The organism is Bradyrhizobium sp. LLZ17, from assembly GCF_041200145.1.
In the GTDB taxonomy this organism is placed as follows: Bacteria; Pseudomonadota; Alphaproteobacteria; order Rhizobiales; family Xanthobacteraceae; genus Bradyrhizobium.
The window spans coordinates 2,589,796-2,606,655 of the sequence record NZ_CP165734.1 but is presented as its reverse complement, the minus strand read 5'-3'; the positions used below and the strand labels follow the sequence as shown (position 1 = coordinate 2,606,655).

At 63.2% G+C, this 16,860-nt stretch carries 14 protein-coding genes and 1 pseudogene; 10 read left to right on the top strand and 5 right to left on the bottom strand.

All coding sequences use genetic code 11. The features are described 5' to 3' along the window. Nucleotides 1–94 precede the first annotated feature (94 nt). Entirely contained in the window at nt 95–436 is a 342-nt protein-coding gene (locus tag AB8Z38_RS12850; protein ID WP_369725526.1) for a DUF1236 domain-containing protein, read from the bottom strand. Nucleotides 437–579: 143 nt separating this feature from the next. Here AB8Z38_RS12850 and AB8Z38_RS12845 point away from each other — a divergent pair, with 143 nt between their 5' ends. After that, nucleotides 580–813, top strand: coding sequence for a hypothetical protein (locus AB8Z38_RS12845; protein ID WP_369725525.1), 234 nt, complete (start codon nt 580–582; stop codon nt 811–813). A gap of 154 nt (nt 814–967) precedes the next feature. On the opposite strand, the gene AB8Z38_RS12840 is transcribed toward AB8Z38_RS12845, so the two are convergent. Further along, on the bottom strand, nt 968–2,242 hold the full coding sequence (locus AB8Z38_RS12840; protein ID WP_369725524.1) for a serine hydrolase domain-containing protein: 1,275 nt from the start codon (nt 2,240–2,242) through the stop codon (nt 968–970). Nucleotides 2,243–2,414: 172 nt separating this feature from the next. On the opposite strand from AB8Z38_RS12840, the gene AB8Z38_RS12835 reads away from it, so the two are divergent. After that, nucleotides 2,415–3,332 carry an intradiol ring-cleavage dioxygenase gene (locus AB8Z38_RS12835; protein ID WP_369725522.1) on the top strand — a complete coding sequence of 306 codons (918 nt, stop codon included), beginning with the start codon at nt 2,415–2,417 and terminating at the stop codon, nt 3,330–3,332. 10 nt (nt 3,333–3,342) lie between these two features. On the opposite strand, the pseudogene AB8Z38_RS12830 reads toward AB8Z38_RS12835, so the two are convergent. The 3 genes and pseudogenes from AB8Z38_RS12830 to AB8Z38_RS12820 form a co-directional block, all read right to left on the bottom strand. After that, a pseudogene (locus AB8Z38_RS12830) lies at nt 3,343–5,075 on the bottom strand (protein kinase). Nucleotides 5,076–5,141: 66 nt separating this feature from the next. After that, nucleotides 5,142–5,981 carry a formate/nitrite transporter family protein gene (locus AB8Z38_RS12825; RefSeq protein WP_369725520.1) on the bottom strand — a complete coding sequence of 280 codons (840 nt, stop codon included), beginning with the start codon at nt 5,979–5,981 and terminating at the stop codon, nt 5,142–5,144. A 403-nt stretch (nt 5,982–6,384) separates the two neighbouring features. Then, complete coding sequence (locus AB8Z38_RS12820) at nt 6,385–6,567, bottom strand: hypothetical protein (RefSeq protein ID WP_369725518.1); 183 nt, start codon at nt 6,565–6,567, stop codon at nt 6,385–6,387. 105 nt (nt 6,568–6,672) lie between these two features. Between AB8Z38_RS12820 and AB8Z38_RS12815 the strand changes: the two genes are divergently transcribed. From AB8Z38_RS12815 to AB8Z38_RS12780, 8 genes are all read left to right on the top strand, one after another. Beyond that, nucleotides 6,673–8,052 (top strand): MFS transporter, encoded by a 1,380-nt coding sequence (locus AB8Z38_RS12815; protein ID WP_369725516.1) that lies wholly within the window; start codon nt 6,673–6,675, stop codon nt 8,050–8,052. A 177-nt stretch (nt 8,053–8,229) separates the two neighbouring features. Continuing rightward, nucleotides 8,230–8,658: a globin family protein gene (locus AB8Z38_RS12810; RefSeq protein WP_369725515.1), complete on the top strand. Its 429-nt coding sequence runs from the start codon at nt 8,230–8,232 to the stop codon at nt 8,656–8,658. Nucleotides 8,659–8,668: 10 nt separating this feature from the next. Then, nucleotides 8,669–9,886: an NAD(P)/FAD-dependent oxidoreductase gene (locus AB8Z38_RS12805; protein WP_369725513.1), complete on the top strand. Its 1,218-nt coding sequence runs from the start codon at nt 8,669–8,671 to the stop codon at nt 9,884–9,886. Nucleotides 9,887–9,901: 15 nt separating this feature from the next. Next, a complete protein-coding gene (locus AB8Z38_RS12800) occupies nt 9,902–12,607 on the top strand; it encodes a molybdopterin-dependent oxidoreductase (RefSeq protein WP_369725511.1) in 2,706 nt (901 codons plus the stop codon). Between the two features lie 230 nt (nt 12,608–12,837). Continuing rightward, nucleotides 12,838–13,734, top strand: coding sequence for an SMP-30/gluconolactonase/LRE family protein (locus AB8Z38_RS12795; RefSeq protein WP_369726481.1), 897 nt, complete (start codon nt 12,838–12,840; stop codon nt 13,732–13,734). 8 nt (nt 13,735–13,742) lie between these two features. After that, the gene (locus AB8Z38_RS12790) at nt 13,743–14,582 is read left to right on the top strand and encodes an aldo/keto reductase (protein ID WP_369725510.1); all 840 of its coding nucleotides are present in this window, start codon (nt 13,743–13,745) and stop codon (nt 14,580–14,582) included. Nucleotides 14,583–14,769: 187 nt separating this feature from the next. After that, the gene (locus tag AB8Z38_RS12785; RefSeq protein ID WP_369726480.1) at nt 14,770–15,711 is read left to right on the top strand and encodes a DMT family transporter; all 942 of its coding nucleotides are present in this window, start codon (nt 14,770–14,772) and stop codon (nt 15,709–15,711) included. Nucleotides 15,712–15,770: 59 nt separating this feature from the next. Next, a complete protein-coding gene (locus tag AB8Z38_RS12780; RefSeq protein WP_369725508.1) occupies nt 15,771–16,850 on the top strand; it encodes a zinc-binding dehydrogenase in 1,080 nt (359 codons plus the stop codon). The last annotated feature ends 10 nt before the right edge of the window (nt 16,851–16,860 follow it).

The following is a 16,860-nucleotide window of genomic DNA, read 5'->3' as shown; positions in this document are numbered from 1 at the left end:
GATCCAGGCGATCCGGGCTTCTCGATGCGATTCCATGTGGTCGCTCCGGGACAGCGGCCGCCGTCGAGGCGGCCGCTTCCTTCGTCAGATCTGATCAATCGATTTCCTGCACGACCGCGCGCGTGCCGGGATCGACCAGCATCACATGATCGCCCGAGTAGACGTAGCGATACTTGGTAAGCGACGGGCCCCAGTCCGCAGGTACGGACTCGAGCTCGACGTCGCGCGGAACTGTGCTGCCGACGACGATCTTTTCCTTCGTCGTCACGGGGCGAAGATGGTGCTCGGTGACGTAGGATTTGATCTTGGTTCGATATTCCGGCTCGATCTGCACCGCAGCATGACCCGTTCCCGTGGTGGTGACGACGGTGGATTGCGCGAATGCGCCGGTCGAAATCAGAACAGCGGCGGCAGAAAGCAGCAATAGCTTCTTCATCGTGTTGGCCTCCTCGTTGGACAATGCGCCGCGACAACATCTGACCGCAGACGACGTTCCCTGGTGAACTGGAACAAACTGCCGGTTTTTCCCGTTGCTTCATCAACCTGGCCAAATCGCCCGGTGAACTGGAGGAGGACAATATGAAACTGAAGATTGCGACAGCTGCGCTGGTGCTGGCTGCAATGTCCCTGCCGGCGTTCGCTGCCGACGAATTCTATGTTGTGCAGGACGTCAAGACGAAGAAGTGCACCGTCGTCGACAAGAAGCCGACGGACACGTCCATGACCGTCGTCAGCCCGTCGGGCACGATCTACAAATCGCGCACCGAGGCTGAAAGCAGCATGAAGACCGTCAAGGTCTGCACATCAAACTGAGGAGGAGTGACCAATGCCAGTTCTTATTCTTTGGGCCGTACCTGCCGTGCTGGTAATCGGCGGCGGCATTTATCTGATCGGTCATTTCCATTGAACAAACAGCAACGGGGCTTCCGCGCTGCTCGCGAAAGCCTCGTTGCATCAACTCCGCGATCTAGAGATTACTCTCGGTGACCGCGGCGTAGACCATGCTGCGCAGCTCGCGCCGGATCGGGTACGCGCTCGACGGCAGCACCTGAGTCATGAAGATCGTGATCAGCTCCTCGGCGGGGTCGATCCAGAACGAGGTCGTGGCCGCGCCGCCCCAATTATATTCGCCAGGACTGCCGGCGATCAGCGTCTCCGCCGGGCGCATGGTCACAGCGAAGCCGAGCCCGAAACCGATCCCGTTATAGCTGGCTTCCGAGAACAGCGAGCGCGATACCTCGGGCAGCGAGCGACCGCCCGGAATGTGGTTGGTCGTCATCAGCGCCAGCGTCTTTGGCCCGATCAGGCGGACGCCGCCAAGCTCGCCGCCATTGAGCAGAGCGCGGCAGAAAGTGAGATAATCGGCCACGGTCGAGCACAGTCCTCCACCGCCGGAAACGAGGGAGGGCGGGGATAGGAACGAGCTCGTGGTCGGATCGTCCTGGAGCGTCAGGCCCTCGCGGCGCTGGCCGGCGTGGAAAGTCATGCCGCCGCCCGGGTCCGCGGAGTAGCAGGCAGCGAACCGATGCGCCTTGGAAGCCGGCACGTGGAAATCGGTGTCGGTCATGCCAAGCGGATCAAGAATCCGCGCCTTGAGGAACTGCTCGAACGGCATGCCCGAGATCTTGCCGATGAGGTAGCCCAGCACGTCGGTCGACACCGAATAGTTCCAGGCCTCGCCCGGCGAAAACTCCAGCGGGATTTTTGCGAGGCTCTCTATCATGCTCTGGAGCGTGCCGGATTTCTCGACCTCGCCGATCTTCTCGGCGCGATAGGCGGCATCGACGTTGGAGCGCTGCTGGAAGCCGTAAGTCAGCCCGGAGGTGTGACGCAGCAGGTCGACGATCAGCATCGGCCGGGACGGCGGCCGGGTCAGGAAGGCCGGTGCAGTACCGGCGACGAACACGCCGAGATCCTTCCATTCCGGAATGTATTTGGCGACGGGCTCGTCGATCGCGACCAGGCCTTCCTCGACCAGCATCATGAAGGCGACGCTGGTGAGCGCCTTGGTCATGGAATAGATGCGGTAGATGGTGTCGTCCTTGACCGGCGCCTTGCGCTCGATGTCGGCAAAGCCCTGGACCGAGCTGTGGGCGACCTTGCCGCGGCGATAGACCAGCAGGTGCGCGCCCGGGAAGCGGCCGGCATCGATGTAGCGGTTCTTCAGATGGGCATCGACGCGGTCGAGCGCGGACTTGGACAGGCCGACGGATTCGGGCGAGGCGGGGGCAGGGGCGAGCATCAGTTCCTCCGGGGGCAGTTTTACAGGTGATAGCCGAAATGGCGACCTCATTCCAAGCGGGTCGCGCTTAACGCAGGCATGCCGGTTGGTGTAGGCTCCGGCTTGGAACGCCTCCAGGGAGCCCCCAAGGACCCGTAATGGTCCTAACAAGAAAACCGCAAGGCAGCGCATCATGACCCAGTTCAACGAGACCGAACTCACCGAAGCCGTCGTCAACAGCTTCGACAACACGCCCAACCCGCGCGCAAAATTCCTGCTCCAGGAACTGGTGAAGTCGCTGCATGATTACGTCAGCAAGACCGGTCTCAGCTTCGAGGAATGGGAATACGCCATTGATTTCCTGACCCGCACCGGCCAGAAATGTACCGACACTCGCCAGGAGTTCATCCTGCTCTCCGATGTGCTCGGCGTCTCCATGCTGGTCGATGCGGTCAACCATCGCGACCGCGACGGCGCGACCCAGACCACGGTGCTCGGTCCGTTCTATGTCGGCGAGCACAAGGTCACGGCCCACGGCACCGACATCTCGCCGAACAATCTCAGCGGCGAGCGCATGTTCGTGCAGAGCCGCGTCACCGATCTCCAGGGTAAGCCGCTTGCGGGCGTTCCCGTCGACGTCTGGCACGCCGACGACGATGGCTTCTACGATTCACAGAAGCCGAACTATGACGAGGTCGGCGCCTCGGCGCGGGCGCGCTTTATCACCGACAGCGACGGTCGCTTTTTCTTCCGTACCATTTTGCCGTGCAGCTACCCGATCCCGACCGACGGTCCGGTCGGCGAGATGATCGTGCAGACGAAGCGTCACCCGATGCGCCCGGCGCATGTGCACTTCCTGGTCAACGCCAAGGATTATGAGCCGCTGATCACCCACGTCTTCATGGACGGCGATAAATATCTCGACTCCGACGTGGTGTTCGGCGTCAAGGACGACCTCATCGCCAAGGTCGAGCCGCGCAACGACCCGACCATGCCCGACGGCGGCAAGGCCAGCGGGCAGTGGCACCTGATGACCTACGAATTCCATCTCAAGCCCGGCGGCGGCGTGGCGCCGAAGCCGCTGGGGACGAAGGCCGCGGAGCCGGCTTGATGGTTCGTGGCTATCTTGCGTGCAGGAGCGCAAGGAGCGCGACGACCGTGCAGGCCAGCACGACCGTCATCAATTTCCAGAACAGCAACGGATTGCGCTCGATCAGCGGCGTGGTCCGTGTCCTGAGATAGGCTGGATTGGGATTGCGAAGCTCGTAGACGAACTCGGCCACGTCCTCGTGTCGCTTGTAGGGGTCCGGGTGCAGGGCCTTCTTGAGCGCGCCGTCGAGCCAGACCGGGATGTTGCGGTCATCATCCTCGGCCGGGCGGTACCTCAATTTGCGAACGTCCGATCTGCCGCGAATCCTGGCGATCTGAGCGCCATAGGGAAGCACGCCGGTCAGCATCTGGTAGCAGATGACGGCCAGCGAGAACATGTCCGAGCGGGGCGATCCGCCGTCTCCGATAAAATATTCGGGCGCCGTGTATTGCACCGTTCCGAGGATCTCGTCAGCCTCCTGCTGCGGTGCAGCCTCGGCGACGCCCGCCACCTTGACCGATCCGAAGTCGATGATCTTTGCCGTGCCGGTCTTGTCGATCAGGATGTTGTCGGGTCTCAGATCCTGATGCAGCATCTCGAGCCGATGGAAGGCGCGCAGGCCCACCGCGATCTGTTCGACGATGCCGCGGACCGTCTCCAGATCAGGGCGCGGATGGTCGATCATCCACTGTCTGAGGGTCTGTCCTTCGACGAACTCGGTGGCGACGTAGAGATATCCGCGCCTTCTCGGTTGTGACCGAGGCTTCAGCACGTGCGGACTGTCGATGCGCCGCGCAATCCACTCTTCCATCATGAAGCGCTTCAGATAGGCGCGGTTGTCGCGCAGATCGATCGAAGGCAGCTTGAGTGCGACCGGTTCCTCGGTTTCGGTGTCGATAGCCAGGTAAATGTGGCTACGGCTGCTCGCGTGAACTTCCCGAACTATCCTGTAGCCGTCGAATATGTCGCGCGGTTCGGGAAGCGGAGGGACAGGCAGTTCAAATGTCTGATCGATTATGTCAGGAGAGGCGCCGTCGGGTACCTGATCGATGCGGAGGATCTGGACGGTGATATTGTCATCGCTGCCGCGGCGATAGGCTTCTTCGACGATCGTCCTGGCGGCCTGATCGAGATCATTCGCATGCTGGTCGAGCGCGCCAGTGACAAACCGATGGTCGACGAATTCGTAGGCGCCGTCTGTCGCCAGCAGGAAGATGTCGCCCTTTCCGATCGGAAGCGCCTGGTAGTCGATCTCGAGCTGCGGGTTTATCCCCAGCGCCCGACCGAGATAGGTCTGCTCCGGCGAGACGATGATGCGATGATCGTCCGTGAGCTGCTCGAGTGCCTTGCCGGCGACGCGATAGATCTGCAATCGCCGACGTGGAAGATGTGGGCCGTGGTCGATTTCACGACCATGGCGGTCAAGGTGCAGACATAGCCTTTGTCCCGGTCATAGGCATACTGGCTGCGTCGGGTCTGTGTGTGCAGCCACGAATTGGTGGCGTCGAGCACGCGCCTCGCCGAGGTTTTCACGGTCCAGGCTTCCGACGTGCAGTAATAATCCGTCAGGAAGCTCTTGACCGCCGACTCGCTGGCGATCTGGCTGACCGTGCTGCTGCTGATGCCGTCGGCCAGCACCGCAGCGATTCCCTTCATGCTCAGCAGCGGCTCGGCTGGAACGAGAACGCCGTGAAAGTCCTGGTTGACCGGCTTGCGGCCCTTGTCGGAATGCTGCCCGACCGAAATTTGCAGTCCGCGGCTCATTCTTGTCACCAACAGAAAGGAGCCTCACCCTAGCAGGCGAGGCTCCCTTGTTTGAGTCGCAATCGATCAGGCCGCAGCGCGGGTGGAGCCCTTCGCGGCGACCTGGCGCTTGGGCTGGGTCAGCACGTGCGTCGCGTACAGGGTCATGCCGGTGAAGGCGAGGCCGCCCACGAGGTTGCCCAGCACGGTCGGAATCTCGTTCCAGATGAAGTAATCCATGATCGAGAATTTGGCGTGGAGCATCAGGCCCGACGGGAACAGGAACATGTTCACGACGGAATGTTCGAACACCATGTAGAAGAACACCAGGATCGGCATCCACATCGCGATGACCTTGCCGGGCACCGAGGTGGAGATCATGGCCCCCACGACGCCGGTCGAGACCATCCAGTTGCAGAGCATGCCGCGGATGAACAGCGTCGCCATGCCGGCCGCGCCGTGCGCGGCGTAGCCGAGCGTGCGGCCTTCGCCGATATTGCCGATAGCCGTGCCCACCTTGTCGGGATCCTGCGTGAAGCCGAACGTCGTGACGAAGGCCATCATGAAGGCCACCGTCAGGGCGCCGGCGAAATTGCCGATGAAGACAAGCCCCCAGTTCCGCAGTACGCCGCCGAAGGTGACGCCGGGGCGCTTGTCGATCAGGGCGAGCGGGGAGAGCACGAACACGCCGGTCAAGAGGTCGAAGCCCAACAGATAGAGCATGGAGAACCCGACCGGAAACAGCAGCGCGCCGATGAGCGGCTGACCCGTGTTCACGTTGATCGTGATGGCGAACCAGGCGGCAAGCGCGAGGATGGCGCCGGCCATGTATGCGCGGATGATGGTATCCCTGGTCGACATGAAGATTTTGGATTCACCCGCGTCCACCATCTTGGTGACGAATTCCGAAGGGGCGAGATACGACATCAGGTTTCCTTTGCTTGTGTGAAAAGACAGCGCGTTTGGTTCGGGACGGTGCCGTTGTCAGGACGCTGTCTCCGCACATGCCGGCGAGCCGGAAACCTGCGGACCAAAGGAATTGGGAATCTCGCATGGGATCGCGTGACGACGACTGTGCCCGGCAGGCTCAGCGAAGCAGTGTTGCTCTCCCCGAGTTTCAGCCTTTGGAGGGCCTCAACATATCGGCGGGCCGCAGTCGTCATTGACTGAGTGATGGTTTTGCAAGCAATCCACGTGCCATCGGTACCGGTGATGTCGCGACGGGTCTGAAATCGGCTCCAGCCAAGCGACTCTTCGTATCGGACCCCGCAGATCGGGCGGTGCTTTGAGCCAGAATCCGTCGCCTTCGCTCAAATATTCGACACTCAGCTCAATATTTGTGCGCCGCACAAAGATTGAGCGAGGCGCCCGATTTGCACGCTGAATAGGCCTGCCGATTTTTAAGGCAGGTCGAGTAAGTTACTGAAATATCTTTCATTCGCGGCTTACGGCAGTTGGCATGGAAATTGAAAAGCCATTTGGCGACGCCAACGACGCCGTCCTTCATCATCATCCATCAGCATCATGAACTCGCCACCGGGGCTTGGCCTCGGCGCGCGCCTCCGTGTGGGGGCTGAAGCCTGCAATGACGCAGCGGTGAGTCTGGAAGGGACATTCAATGACCAAGAATCCGACGTGGATTTCTGACTGGCGCCCCGAAGACGAGGCGTTCTGGAATGCGGGCGGCAAAGCAGTCGCCCGGCGTAACCTGATCTGGTCGATCGTCGCGGAGCATATCGGCTTCTCGGTGTGGCTGATCTGGAGCATCGTCGCTACCAAGCTGCCGCAGGCGGGCTTCCACTATACGACTGACGAGTTGTTCCAGCTGGTGGCCGTGCCCGGCCTGATCGGCGCGTTGATGCGCTTCCCCTATACTTTCGCGGTTACGACCTTCGGCGGCCGCAACTGGACCATCTTCAGCGCAGCGATCCTGTTCATTCCGACGCTGTCGCTTGCCTATTTCGTGAGCCAGCCCGACACGCCGTTCTGGTTGATGCTGCTGATCGCCTCGACCGCCGGTCTCGGCGGCGGCAACTTCGCCTCGAGCATGACCAACATCTCCTTCTTCTTCCCGGATAAGATGAAGGGATGGGCGCTCGGGCTCAACGCGGCGGGCGGCAACATCGGTGTCTCCAGCGTGCAGCTGCTGACGCCGATTCTGATGACACTTGCGGTCATCAACCTGTTCCAGGCGAGCCCGGTCGCCGGCGTTTACCTCCAGAACGCCGGGTTGATGTGGGTTCTGCCGATCGTGGTCGCGGTGCTCGGCGCAGTGTTCTTCATGAACAACCTGACCTCGGCCAAGTCGTCGATCAAGAACCAGCTCGCGATCGTGAAGCGCAAGCACACCTGGATCATGGCCTTTATCTACATCGGGACCTTCGGCTCCTTCATCGGCTACTCCGCAGCGTTTCCGCTGCTGATCAAGACGCAGTTTCCAGCTGTGACGATCGCGATCGCATTCCTGGGTCCTTTGGTTGGCTCGCTGGCGCGCCCATTCGGCGGCTGGCTCGCCGACAAAGTCGGCGGCTCCGTCATCACGTTCTGGAATTTCATCGCAATGGCGGCGGCCACGATCGGCGTGCTCTACTTCGTGGGGCAGAAGGATTTCGGCGGCTTCCTCACCATGTTCCTGATCCTGTTCGTCACGACAGGCATCGGCAACGGCTCGACCTACCGGATGATCCCTTCGATCTTCCGCGAGGAGAACCTGTTCAAGGTGCGCGGCAAGGGCGATGCGGCGCGCGCGATGGCACTGAAGGCCGCGAGCATCGAGAGCGGTGCGGCCGTCGGCTTCATCGGCGCCGTCGGTGCCGTCGGTGGCTATTTGATCCCGAGTAGTTTCGGCAAGTCGATCGCCATGACGGGCGGGCCGCAGTTCGCGCTCGCCATCTTCCTGGTGTTCTACGGCGCCTGCCTCGGACTCACCTGGTGGTTCTACCTCCGTCGCAGCCCGCAAGGTGAAGGCGCGCCAAGCCTCGCCGAAGCACGCATCTAGAGCATGATCCGGAAAACTGTGCAGCGGCTTTCCGACAAGGTCATGCTCAAACAATAGAGCCTGCTGCAATTCCGCTTCTCCCCGCACGCGGGGAGAAGCATTGCCCCGACAGTTTGACTCATGAACCTGGTTCGCAATGGCGCGCACCAAGGCAAACCCAACAGGCAGGAGAACATCATGACACCCGAGCAGATCACCCTCGTCCAGCAGAGCTTTTCCAAGGTCGCGCCGATTTCAGAAACGGCCGCGGTGCTGTTCTACGATCGCCTGTTCGAGGTGGCGCCATCGGTGCGCGCGATGTTTCCCGAGGACATGACCGAGCAGCGCAAGAAGCTGATGGGCATGCTCGCCGCCGTGGTCGGCGGCCTGTCGAATCTGGAATCGATTCTGCCCGCGGCCTCGGCCCTCGCCAAGCGCCACGTTGCCTACGGCGCCAAGGCTGAGCACTACCCCGTGGTCGGCGCGAGCTTGCTGTGGACGCTGGAGAAGGGCCTCGGCGAGGCCTGGACGCCCGAACTGGCAAAAGCCTGGACCGACGCCTACGGCGTGCTGTCCGGCTTCATGATTTCCGAGGCCTACGGCACGCAGTCGCAGGCGGCTGAATAGGAGATGCCTTGTGAGTGAACCGCTCGTCATCGTCGGTAACGGTATGGCGGCCGCGCGGCTGGTCGACGAACTCGCCAAGACGGCGCTCGGCCGCTACGCGGTCGCCGTCATCGGCGAGGAGCCGCGGCTCGCTTACAATCGCGTGCTGCTCTCCTCCGTGCTCGCCGGCGAGACCGGCTCGCACGAGATCGAGCTCCGGCCTGCCGATTGGTGGCGTCATCGCGGCGTCACCGTGCGTTACGGCTACCGCGTCACCGAGATCGACACCGGCCGCCGCGAGCTCAAGATCGCGGGGGAAGAGAGCATGGAATATTCCAAGCTCGTGCTTGCCACCGGCTCGACGCCGCTGCGGTTGAACGTGCCCGGCGCCGATCTCGCCGGCGTGCACACCTTTCGCGACACCCGCGACGTCGACCTGCTGCTGACGCTTGCGGCCGCCAGGAAGCGCGTCGTCGTCGTCGGTGGTGGTCTGCTCGGACTCGAAGCAGCCTACGGGCTGGCCAAGGCCGGCGCGCCGGTGACTCTGCTGCATCTGATGGACCGGCTGATGGAGCGTCAGCTCGATGGGCCCGCGGCCGATTTGCTCAAGACGCTGGTCGAGCGCAAGGGCATCCGCATCCTGCTCAATGCCTCGACCGCCTGTATTCATGGCGACGGCCGCGTCGAAGCCGTCGAGCTCGCCGACGGCAGCCGCATCGAGGCCGACGCGGTGATCTTCGCGGCCGGCATCCGGCCCAACGTCGCACTGGCCAAGGAGGCCGGCATCGCCGTTAACCGCGGCGTCGTCGTCGACGATGTGATGCAGACCGCGTCGTCAGACATCTACGCGCTCGGCGAATGCGCCGAGCATCGCGGCACCTGTTATGGACTGGTCGAGCCGGCCTATGAGCAGGCCCGCGTTCTCGCGCGGCATCTCGGCGGCAAGCCTGCCTCCTACCAAGGCAGCGTGGTCTCGACTAACCTCAAAGTGTCCGGCGTCAGCGTGTTTTCGGCCGGCGACTTCATGGGCGGGGAGGGCAGCGAAAGCCTCGTGCTCAGCGACCGCAGGCGCGGCACCTACAAGAAGCTCGTGATCGCCGACGGATGCGTCACCGGCGCAGTGCTGATCGGCGATACCGCCGATGCGCTCTGGTATCTCGAACTGATCCGCACCCGCGAGAAGATTACCGCGATCCGTACCGACATGATGTTCGGCCGCGCGCTCGCGCGTTCCTCCAAAGCGGCTTGATGGAGGTAGCTTGATATGACCGCGATCGATCCCACCTTGCGTGCCACCAAGACGACTTGTCCCTACTGCGGCGTCGGCTGCGGCGTGCTGGCAACCCCTGACGGAAAGGGCGGCGCGGCGATCGCGGGCGATCCCGATCATCCCGCCAATTTCGGCCGGCTCTGCTCGAAAGGGTCGGCGCTCGGCGAGACCGTCGGGCTCGAAAGCCGGCTGCTCTATCCCATGATCCGCTGCAAGGGCGTGCTCGAGCGCGTGGCCTGGAGCGATGCGCTCGACCATGTCGCCCACCGCATGCAGCACATCGTTGCGCGCGATGGCGCCGATGCCGTCGCGTTCTATCTCTCCGGCCAATTGTTGACCGAGGACTATTACGTCGCCAACAAGCTGATGAAGGGCTTTGTCGGCACCGCCAATGTCGACACCAATTCGCGGCTCTGCATGTCGTCCTCGGTCGCCGGTCATCGCCGCGCCTTCGGCGCCGACACCGTGCCCGGCTGTTACGAGGATCTCGACCGGGCCGACCTGCTGGTCTTCGTCGGCTCCAATGCGGCCTGGTGCCACCCGGTGCTGTTCCAGCGCATGCTGAAGAACCGGCAGGAGCGCGGCGCGCGCATGATCGTGATCGATCCGCGCCGCACCGACACTGCGAGCGACGTCGACTTGTTCCTCGGCCTCAAGCCCGGCACCGACACCGCGTTGTTCTCGGGCCTGTTCGTTCATCTCGTCGACAGCAATGCGCTCGACCAGGACTACATTGCAAATAACACCTCGGGCTTCGAGGATGCGTTGGCACGTGCGCGCAACATCGCCGGCAGCGTCACGGCGACCGCGCTCGCCACCGGCCTGACCGAGCAGGACGTTGCGGCTTTTTTCAAGATGTTCCGCGACACCGAGCGGGTCGTCACGCTCTATTCGCAGGGCGTCAACCAGTCGGCGCAGGGCACCGACAAGGTCAACGCCATCCTGAACTGCCATCTCGCGACGGGACGTATCGGCAAGCCGGGCGCTTCGCCGTTCTCACTCACCGGCCAGCCCAACGCGATGGGCGGCCGCGAGGTCGGCGGCCTCGCCAACCAGCTCGCCGCGCACATGAACTTCACGCCGCCCGACATCGACCGCGTGCGGCGGTTCTGGAAGGCGCCGCGCATCGCCACCCATGAAGGGTTGAAGGCGGTGCAGCTGTTCGAGGCCATCAACCGCGGCGAGGTCAAGGCGCTTTGGGTGATGGGCACCAACCCCGCGGTCTCGCTGCCCGACGCCGATGTCGTGCGCGAGGCCCTGAAGAAGCTCGAGCTGTTCGTGGTGTCCGAGAACGTGCTCTCCAACGACACGGTCGAGGCCGGCCCGCATGTGCTGCTGCCGGCGCTGGCCTGGGGCGAGAAATCGGGCACGGTGACCAATTCCGAGCGCCGCATCTCGCGCCAGCGCTCCTTCCTGCCGGCGCCGGGCGAGGCGCGGCCTGACTGGTGGATCCTGAGCGAGACCGCAAAACGTCTCGGCTTCGGCGACAGTTTCAATTACAAATCCGCAGCCGACATTTTCCGCGAGCACGCCGCGCTCTCGGCGTTCGAGAACAATGGCAGCCGCGATTTCGATATCGGCGCGCTCACCTCGTTGTCCGATGAAGGCTTCGATGGCTTGAAACCCGTGCAATGGCCGGCACGCGAAGACCAGGCGCCCGGCGAGCGCTTCTTCGCGCAAGGCGGCTTCTTCACCAATGACGGCAAGGGCCGCTTCGTCGCGCCCGAGGTGCCGGCGCTGCGTAGCGAGACGGGCCCGTCGCGACCCCTGCGGCTCAATACCGGGCGCATCCGCGACCAGTGGCACACCATGACGCGCACCGGCCTGAGCCAGCGGCTGGGCGCGCATCTGCCGGAACCGTTCGTCGAGATTCATCCCGATGACGCCAATAAATACGGCATCGCTCATGACGGGTTTGCCCGCATCACCACGGATTACGGCCAGTGCATCCTGAAGGTCGTCGTCAGCGAACGGCAGCAGCGCGGCACGCTGTTCGCGCCGATCCACTGGAGCCAGATGAACACCTCGCACGGCCGCGTCGGCGCGCTGGTCGCTCCATTCACAGATCCGTTCTCGGGCCAGCCGGAATCGAAGGCTACGCCGGCTGCCATCGCGCCGTATGAATACGTCTTCCGCGGTTTTGCGCTGTCGCGAAAGCAGCTCGATCTGCCGCCGAACCTGTTGTGGACCCGCGCCAGCGTCGCCGGCGGCTTCGGCTATCTCTTCGCCGACAATGCCGATCTCGCGCGCTGGCCGGCCTGGCTCGATGGCGTCGCCGGCGAGGATGTCGCCGAGTACCGCGATTTCGGCGGCGGCGTTTATCGCGCGGCCTCGTTCACAGGCGATCGTATCGAGGCCTGCTTGTTCGTCGGCCCCGCGCATGACGCCGGCGACTGGGAGGTGGTGAAGAGCATGTTCGCCGCCGATCACGTCACCGACGAGCAGCGCCGCATGCTGCTGTCCGGCAAATCCAGCGAAGGCGCCGCCTCGACCGGCCCGATCGTCTGCGCCTGTTTCGGCGTCGGCCGCGGCACCATCTGCGACACCATCGCAGCCGGCGCCCGCACCGCCGCCGAGATCGGCGCGAAACTCAAGGCCGGCACCAATTGCGGTTCCTGTATCCCCGAGCTGAAGCAGCTGATCGCCGCGACCGAGCTCGCGCCGGCGAAACAGGCGAAAGTAGCGGGCGCGGCGGGATAAGACGACGTTCTCGGTCGTCGCCTTAAACTCCGGTGTCATCGCCCGGCCTCGCCGGGCGATCCAGTACGCCGAGACACTTGTGATTGAGCAGTAAGGCCGCGGCGTACTGGATTCCCCGCTTTCGCGGGGAATGACAATGAGGGTGGTGTTCCATGCCTCCGCCCCAATCGACGCGCTGTCCATTGTGCCTTATGTTGCGGCGCTCTCATCAACAGCCAACAACAACCATGATGTACCTGGAAACGCCGCCGCGCCTGATTGAAACCAAAATCTTCTCGGCCATGCCCGACAAATTCCGCCGCATGGGCGTGCGGAGCGATTGGGCCGATGCCAACCGGCCGGGCGTTGCGACTGACAGCTTCATCGAAGGGCCGTCGTTCGACAAGGACGGCAACCTCTACATCGTCGACATTCCCTTCGGCCGCATCTTCCGCATCGCGCCTGATGGGGAATGGTCGCTCGTGGTCGAATATGACGGCTGGCCGAACGGGCTGAAGATCGCAGCCGACGGACGCATCCTGGTCGCCGACTACATGCACGGCATCATGGAGCTCGACGCCAAAGCCGGGCACATCAAGCCGGTGCTGACCGCGCGCAATTCGGAATCGTTTCGCGGCTGCAACGATCTGCATCTTGCTTCCAACGGCGACATCTATTTCACCGACCAGGGCCAGACCGGCCTCCATGATCCCAGCGGCCGGGTCTATCGGCTGAGCGCGAGTGGCCGGCTTGATTGCCTGATCAATACCGGCATCAGCCCGAATGGCCTGGTGCTCGATCCGACCGAGACCGTGCTGTTCGTCGCGATGACGCGCGACAATTCCGTGTGGCGATTGCCGTTCATGCGGGACGGCAGCGTGTCCAAGGTCGGCCGCTTCTGCGCGCTGTTCGGTACATCCGGCCCTGATGGCGTGACCATGGACGCGAGGGGGCGCCTGTTCGTCGGCCACGCCTCACTCGGGCACGTCTTCGTGTTCGCACCGAACGGAGAATTGATCGCGCGGATCAAGTCGTGCGCAGGGCCGAATTGCACCAATGTTGCGATCGGTGGCGCGAAGAAAGATCGGCTCTATATCACTGAGTCAGCAACCGGCACTGTGCTGGTCGCGGATATCAGCGAACTGTGAGCTTTCACATGAAATCAAACCCCTTCGGCCAGACCGGCGCCAACGTCTCCGTCATCGGGCAGGGCACCTGGTATCTCGACCATGGCGATCGCAAGCGCGCGATCGCGGCGCTTCAGCGCGGGCTCGATCTCGGGATGACTCACGTCGACACCGCGGAGATGTATGGCGATGCCGAGCTCGTCATTGCCGATGCGATCGCGAACCGGCGCGATGAAGTCTTCCTGGTCTCGAAAGTGCTGCCGAGCAACGCCTCGCGCCGTGGCACCATCGCCGCCTGCGAACGCTCGCTGAAGCGGCTGAAGACCGATCGTCTCGATTGCTATCTCCTGCACTGGCGCGGTTCGTATCCGCTGCAAGACACCGTCGCTGCATTCGAAGAGCTGGTGAAGGCCGGCAAGATAAAATCCTGGGGCGTGTCCAATTTCGACGCGGACGATCTCGACGAGATTTTCGAAATTGCGGGCGAGGGCAGGGTCGCGTGCAATCAGGTGCTCTATCATCTCAAGGAGCGCGCGATCGAGCATGCGGTGATCCCGTGGTGCGAGCAGCACGGTGTTGCGGTGGTCGCCTATTCGCCGTTCGGCCATGACGATTTTCCCGCCGGCGACAGCAAGGGCGGCGCCGTGCTTGCGCGCATTGCGCAAGCGCGTCGCGCGACGCCGCGTCAGGTCGCACTGAGCTTCCTCACCCGTGCGACTACGGTGTTCGCGATCCCCAAGGCGTCATCCGCGGAACATGCCATAGAAAACGCGGTGGCCGGCGATCTCGTGCTGACGACAGACGACATTGCGGCGCTGGATGCGGCGTTTCCGCGCGGTCCCAAGCCGCGCGGCCTCCCCATGCTGTAGTGCAGCAACGCGCAATATTAATGGACCATTGACGCGCGCGGACGCCAGCGCATATCGGCATCCTGTTTTCGCAAGTTGTGAAAGCGGCGCGTTTGTCGTTTTTTACAGCCGTCCCCGATCTCGTATTTCCCAGGTTCCAGCCGTGACCCCGCCGCCCGCCGTAGCCGCAAGGCTCGACAGTATTGCCATGCCGATGCCGGAGAAGAAGCAGCAGACGCGCCGCGCGCCTGCGCGCGTCGATCATCCCTTCAAGGGCATTGCACTGGTGTTGCTGTCGACGGTGTTTCTCGGCTGCTCCGACGTCACCGCGAAATATTTGTCGACGAGCCTGCCGTCGATCGAGATCACCTGGATCCGCTTCGTGACGTTCGCGCTGATGTTCACGCCTGTGATGCTGCCGGCGTCGCCGCTTTATGCGATGCGCACCGAGCGCCTCGGTTTGCAGTTGATGCGCGGCGCGGCGCTGCTCGGCTCCTCGCTCTTCTTCATCACTGGCCTGCGCTTCCTCCCGATCGCGGAGGCGTCTGCAACCGGCTTCGTCTCTCCGCTGTTCGTCACTGCGCTGTCGATCATCTTTCTCAGCGAGAAGGTCGGCATGCGCCGCTGGATCGCGACCGCGCTCGGCCTGATGGGGGTGATCATCATCCTGCGGCCGGGCTCGAACGCGTTTCACGTCGCCGCCTTCTTCCCGATCATCTCAGCGTTCTGCTGGGCTGCCGCATTGATCCTGACCCGCATGATAAGCGGCCGCGAAGCCGTCATCACCACGATGGCCTATTCCGCGCTCACCGGTGTTGCGATCCTCACAGTGATGGTGCCGTTCGTCTGGGTGACGCCGAGCTGGACTGCGATCGGACTCGGCATCGTGATTGGCGTCGCGTCCACCGTCGGCCAGTGGATCATCGTGCTGGCCTACCGCTATGGCGATGCCTCGGTGCTGGCGCCGTTCTCCTACACGCAATTGTTGTGGGTCAGCATTTTGGGCTTCTTCATCTTCGGGGAATTGCCGGACATGTGGACCATCGTCGGCGCGGCGTTCATCGTCGCCAGTGGTCTCTATATCGCCCATCGCGAGCGCATCCGTCGCGCCCAGCTTTTGGTGCAGGCCGAGCGCTCCCCGAACCCCTGACGCAATATTTCGAACCGGTATCGTGCTATCAACGGCTCCAACAACAAGGGAGGAGACGGATGCGCGCTGCGATTTTCAGGAACGGTGAGATTGTCGTGGACCGGATGCTGGAGCCGACACCGGGTCCCGGCCAGGTGCTGGTCAAGACGCTCGCCTGCGGCATCTGCGGCTCCGATCTGCACGCGCGCCAGCACGCCTTCCGTATGGCCGAGATGGCGCGAAAGACCGGGCGCAAGCCGATGGATCTCACCCGCGACGTCGTGTTTGGCCACGAATTCTGCTGCGAGATCGTCGATTACGGCCCCGGCACCGCGCGCAAGCTCAAGCCCGGCACGCGCGTCTGCTCGCTGCCGGCGCTGCTGACGGCGCAGGGCATCGAGGGTATCGGCTATTCCAACGACAATATCGGCGGCTATGCCGAGGCGATGCTGCTCAGCGAGCCGCTGCTGCTGGAGGTGCCCAATGGTCTCGCCCCGGAACATGCGGCGCTGACCGAGCCGCTCGCGGTTGGCGTTCATGCCGTGGCAAAAGCCAACATCCGTGGCGGCGAGGTGCCGCTCGTGATCGGCTGCGGGCCGGTGGGACTCGCGGTGATCGCGGCGCTGAAAATCAAGGGCCTGCATCCGATCGTCGCCGCCGACTATTCACCGGCGCGGCGTGCGCTGGCTGCTCGGCTCGGCGCCGATATCGTGGTCGATCCAAAACAATCGCAGCCCTATGCAGCCTGGGCCGAGCACGCACAGATGTCCGAGGCGGAGAAGGCGGCACGGCCGCCATTGCAGGCGATGCTGCCGGCGCTGAAGCCCGCGATCATCTTCGAATGTGTCGGTGTGCCCGGCCTATTGCAGCAGGTGTTCGAGGGCGCGCCGCGCGATGCAAGGATCGTCGTGGTTGGCGTCTGCATGGAGAGCGACAAGAGCGAGCCCATGCTCGGCATCATGAAGGAGCTCAATCTCCAATATGTGCTCGGCTACACACCGGACGAGTTCGCGGCGTCGCTGCGCCTGATCGCGGAAGGTGAGGTGGATGCCGGCGCGATGGTGACGGCCGAGATCGGCATCGATGGTGTCGCGAAAGCTTTCGCCGATCTCGCCAATCCCGAGGCGCATACCAAGATCATCGTCCAGCCGTGGCGATAGACGGCTGTCA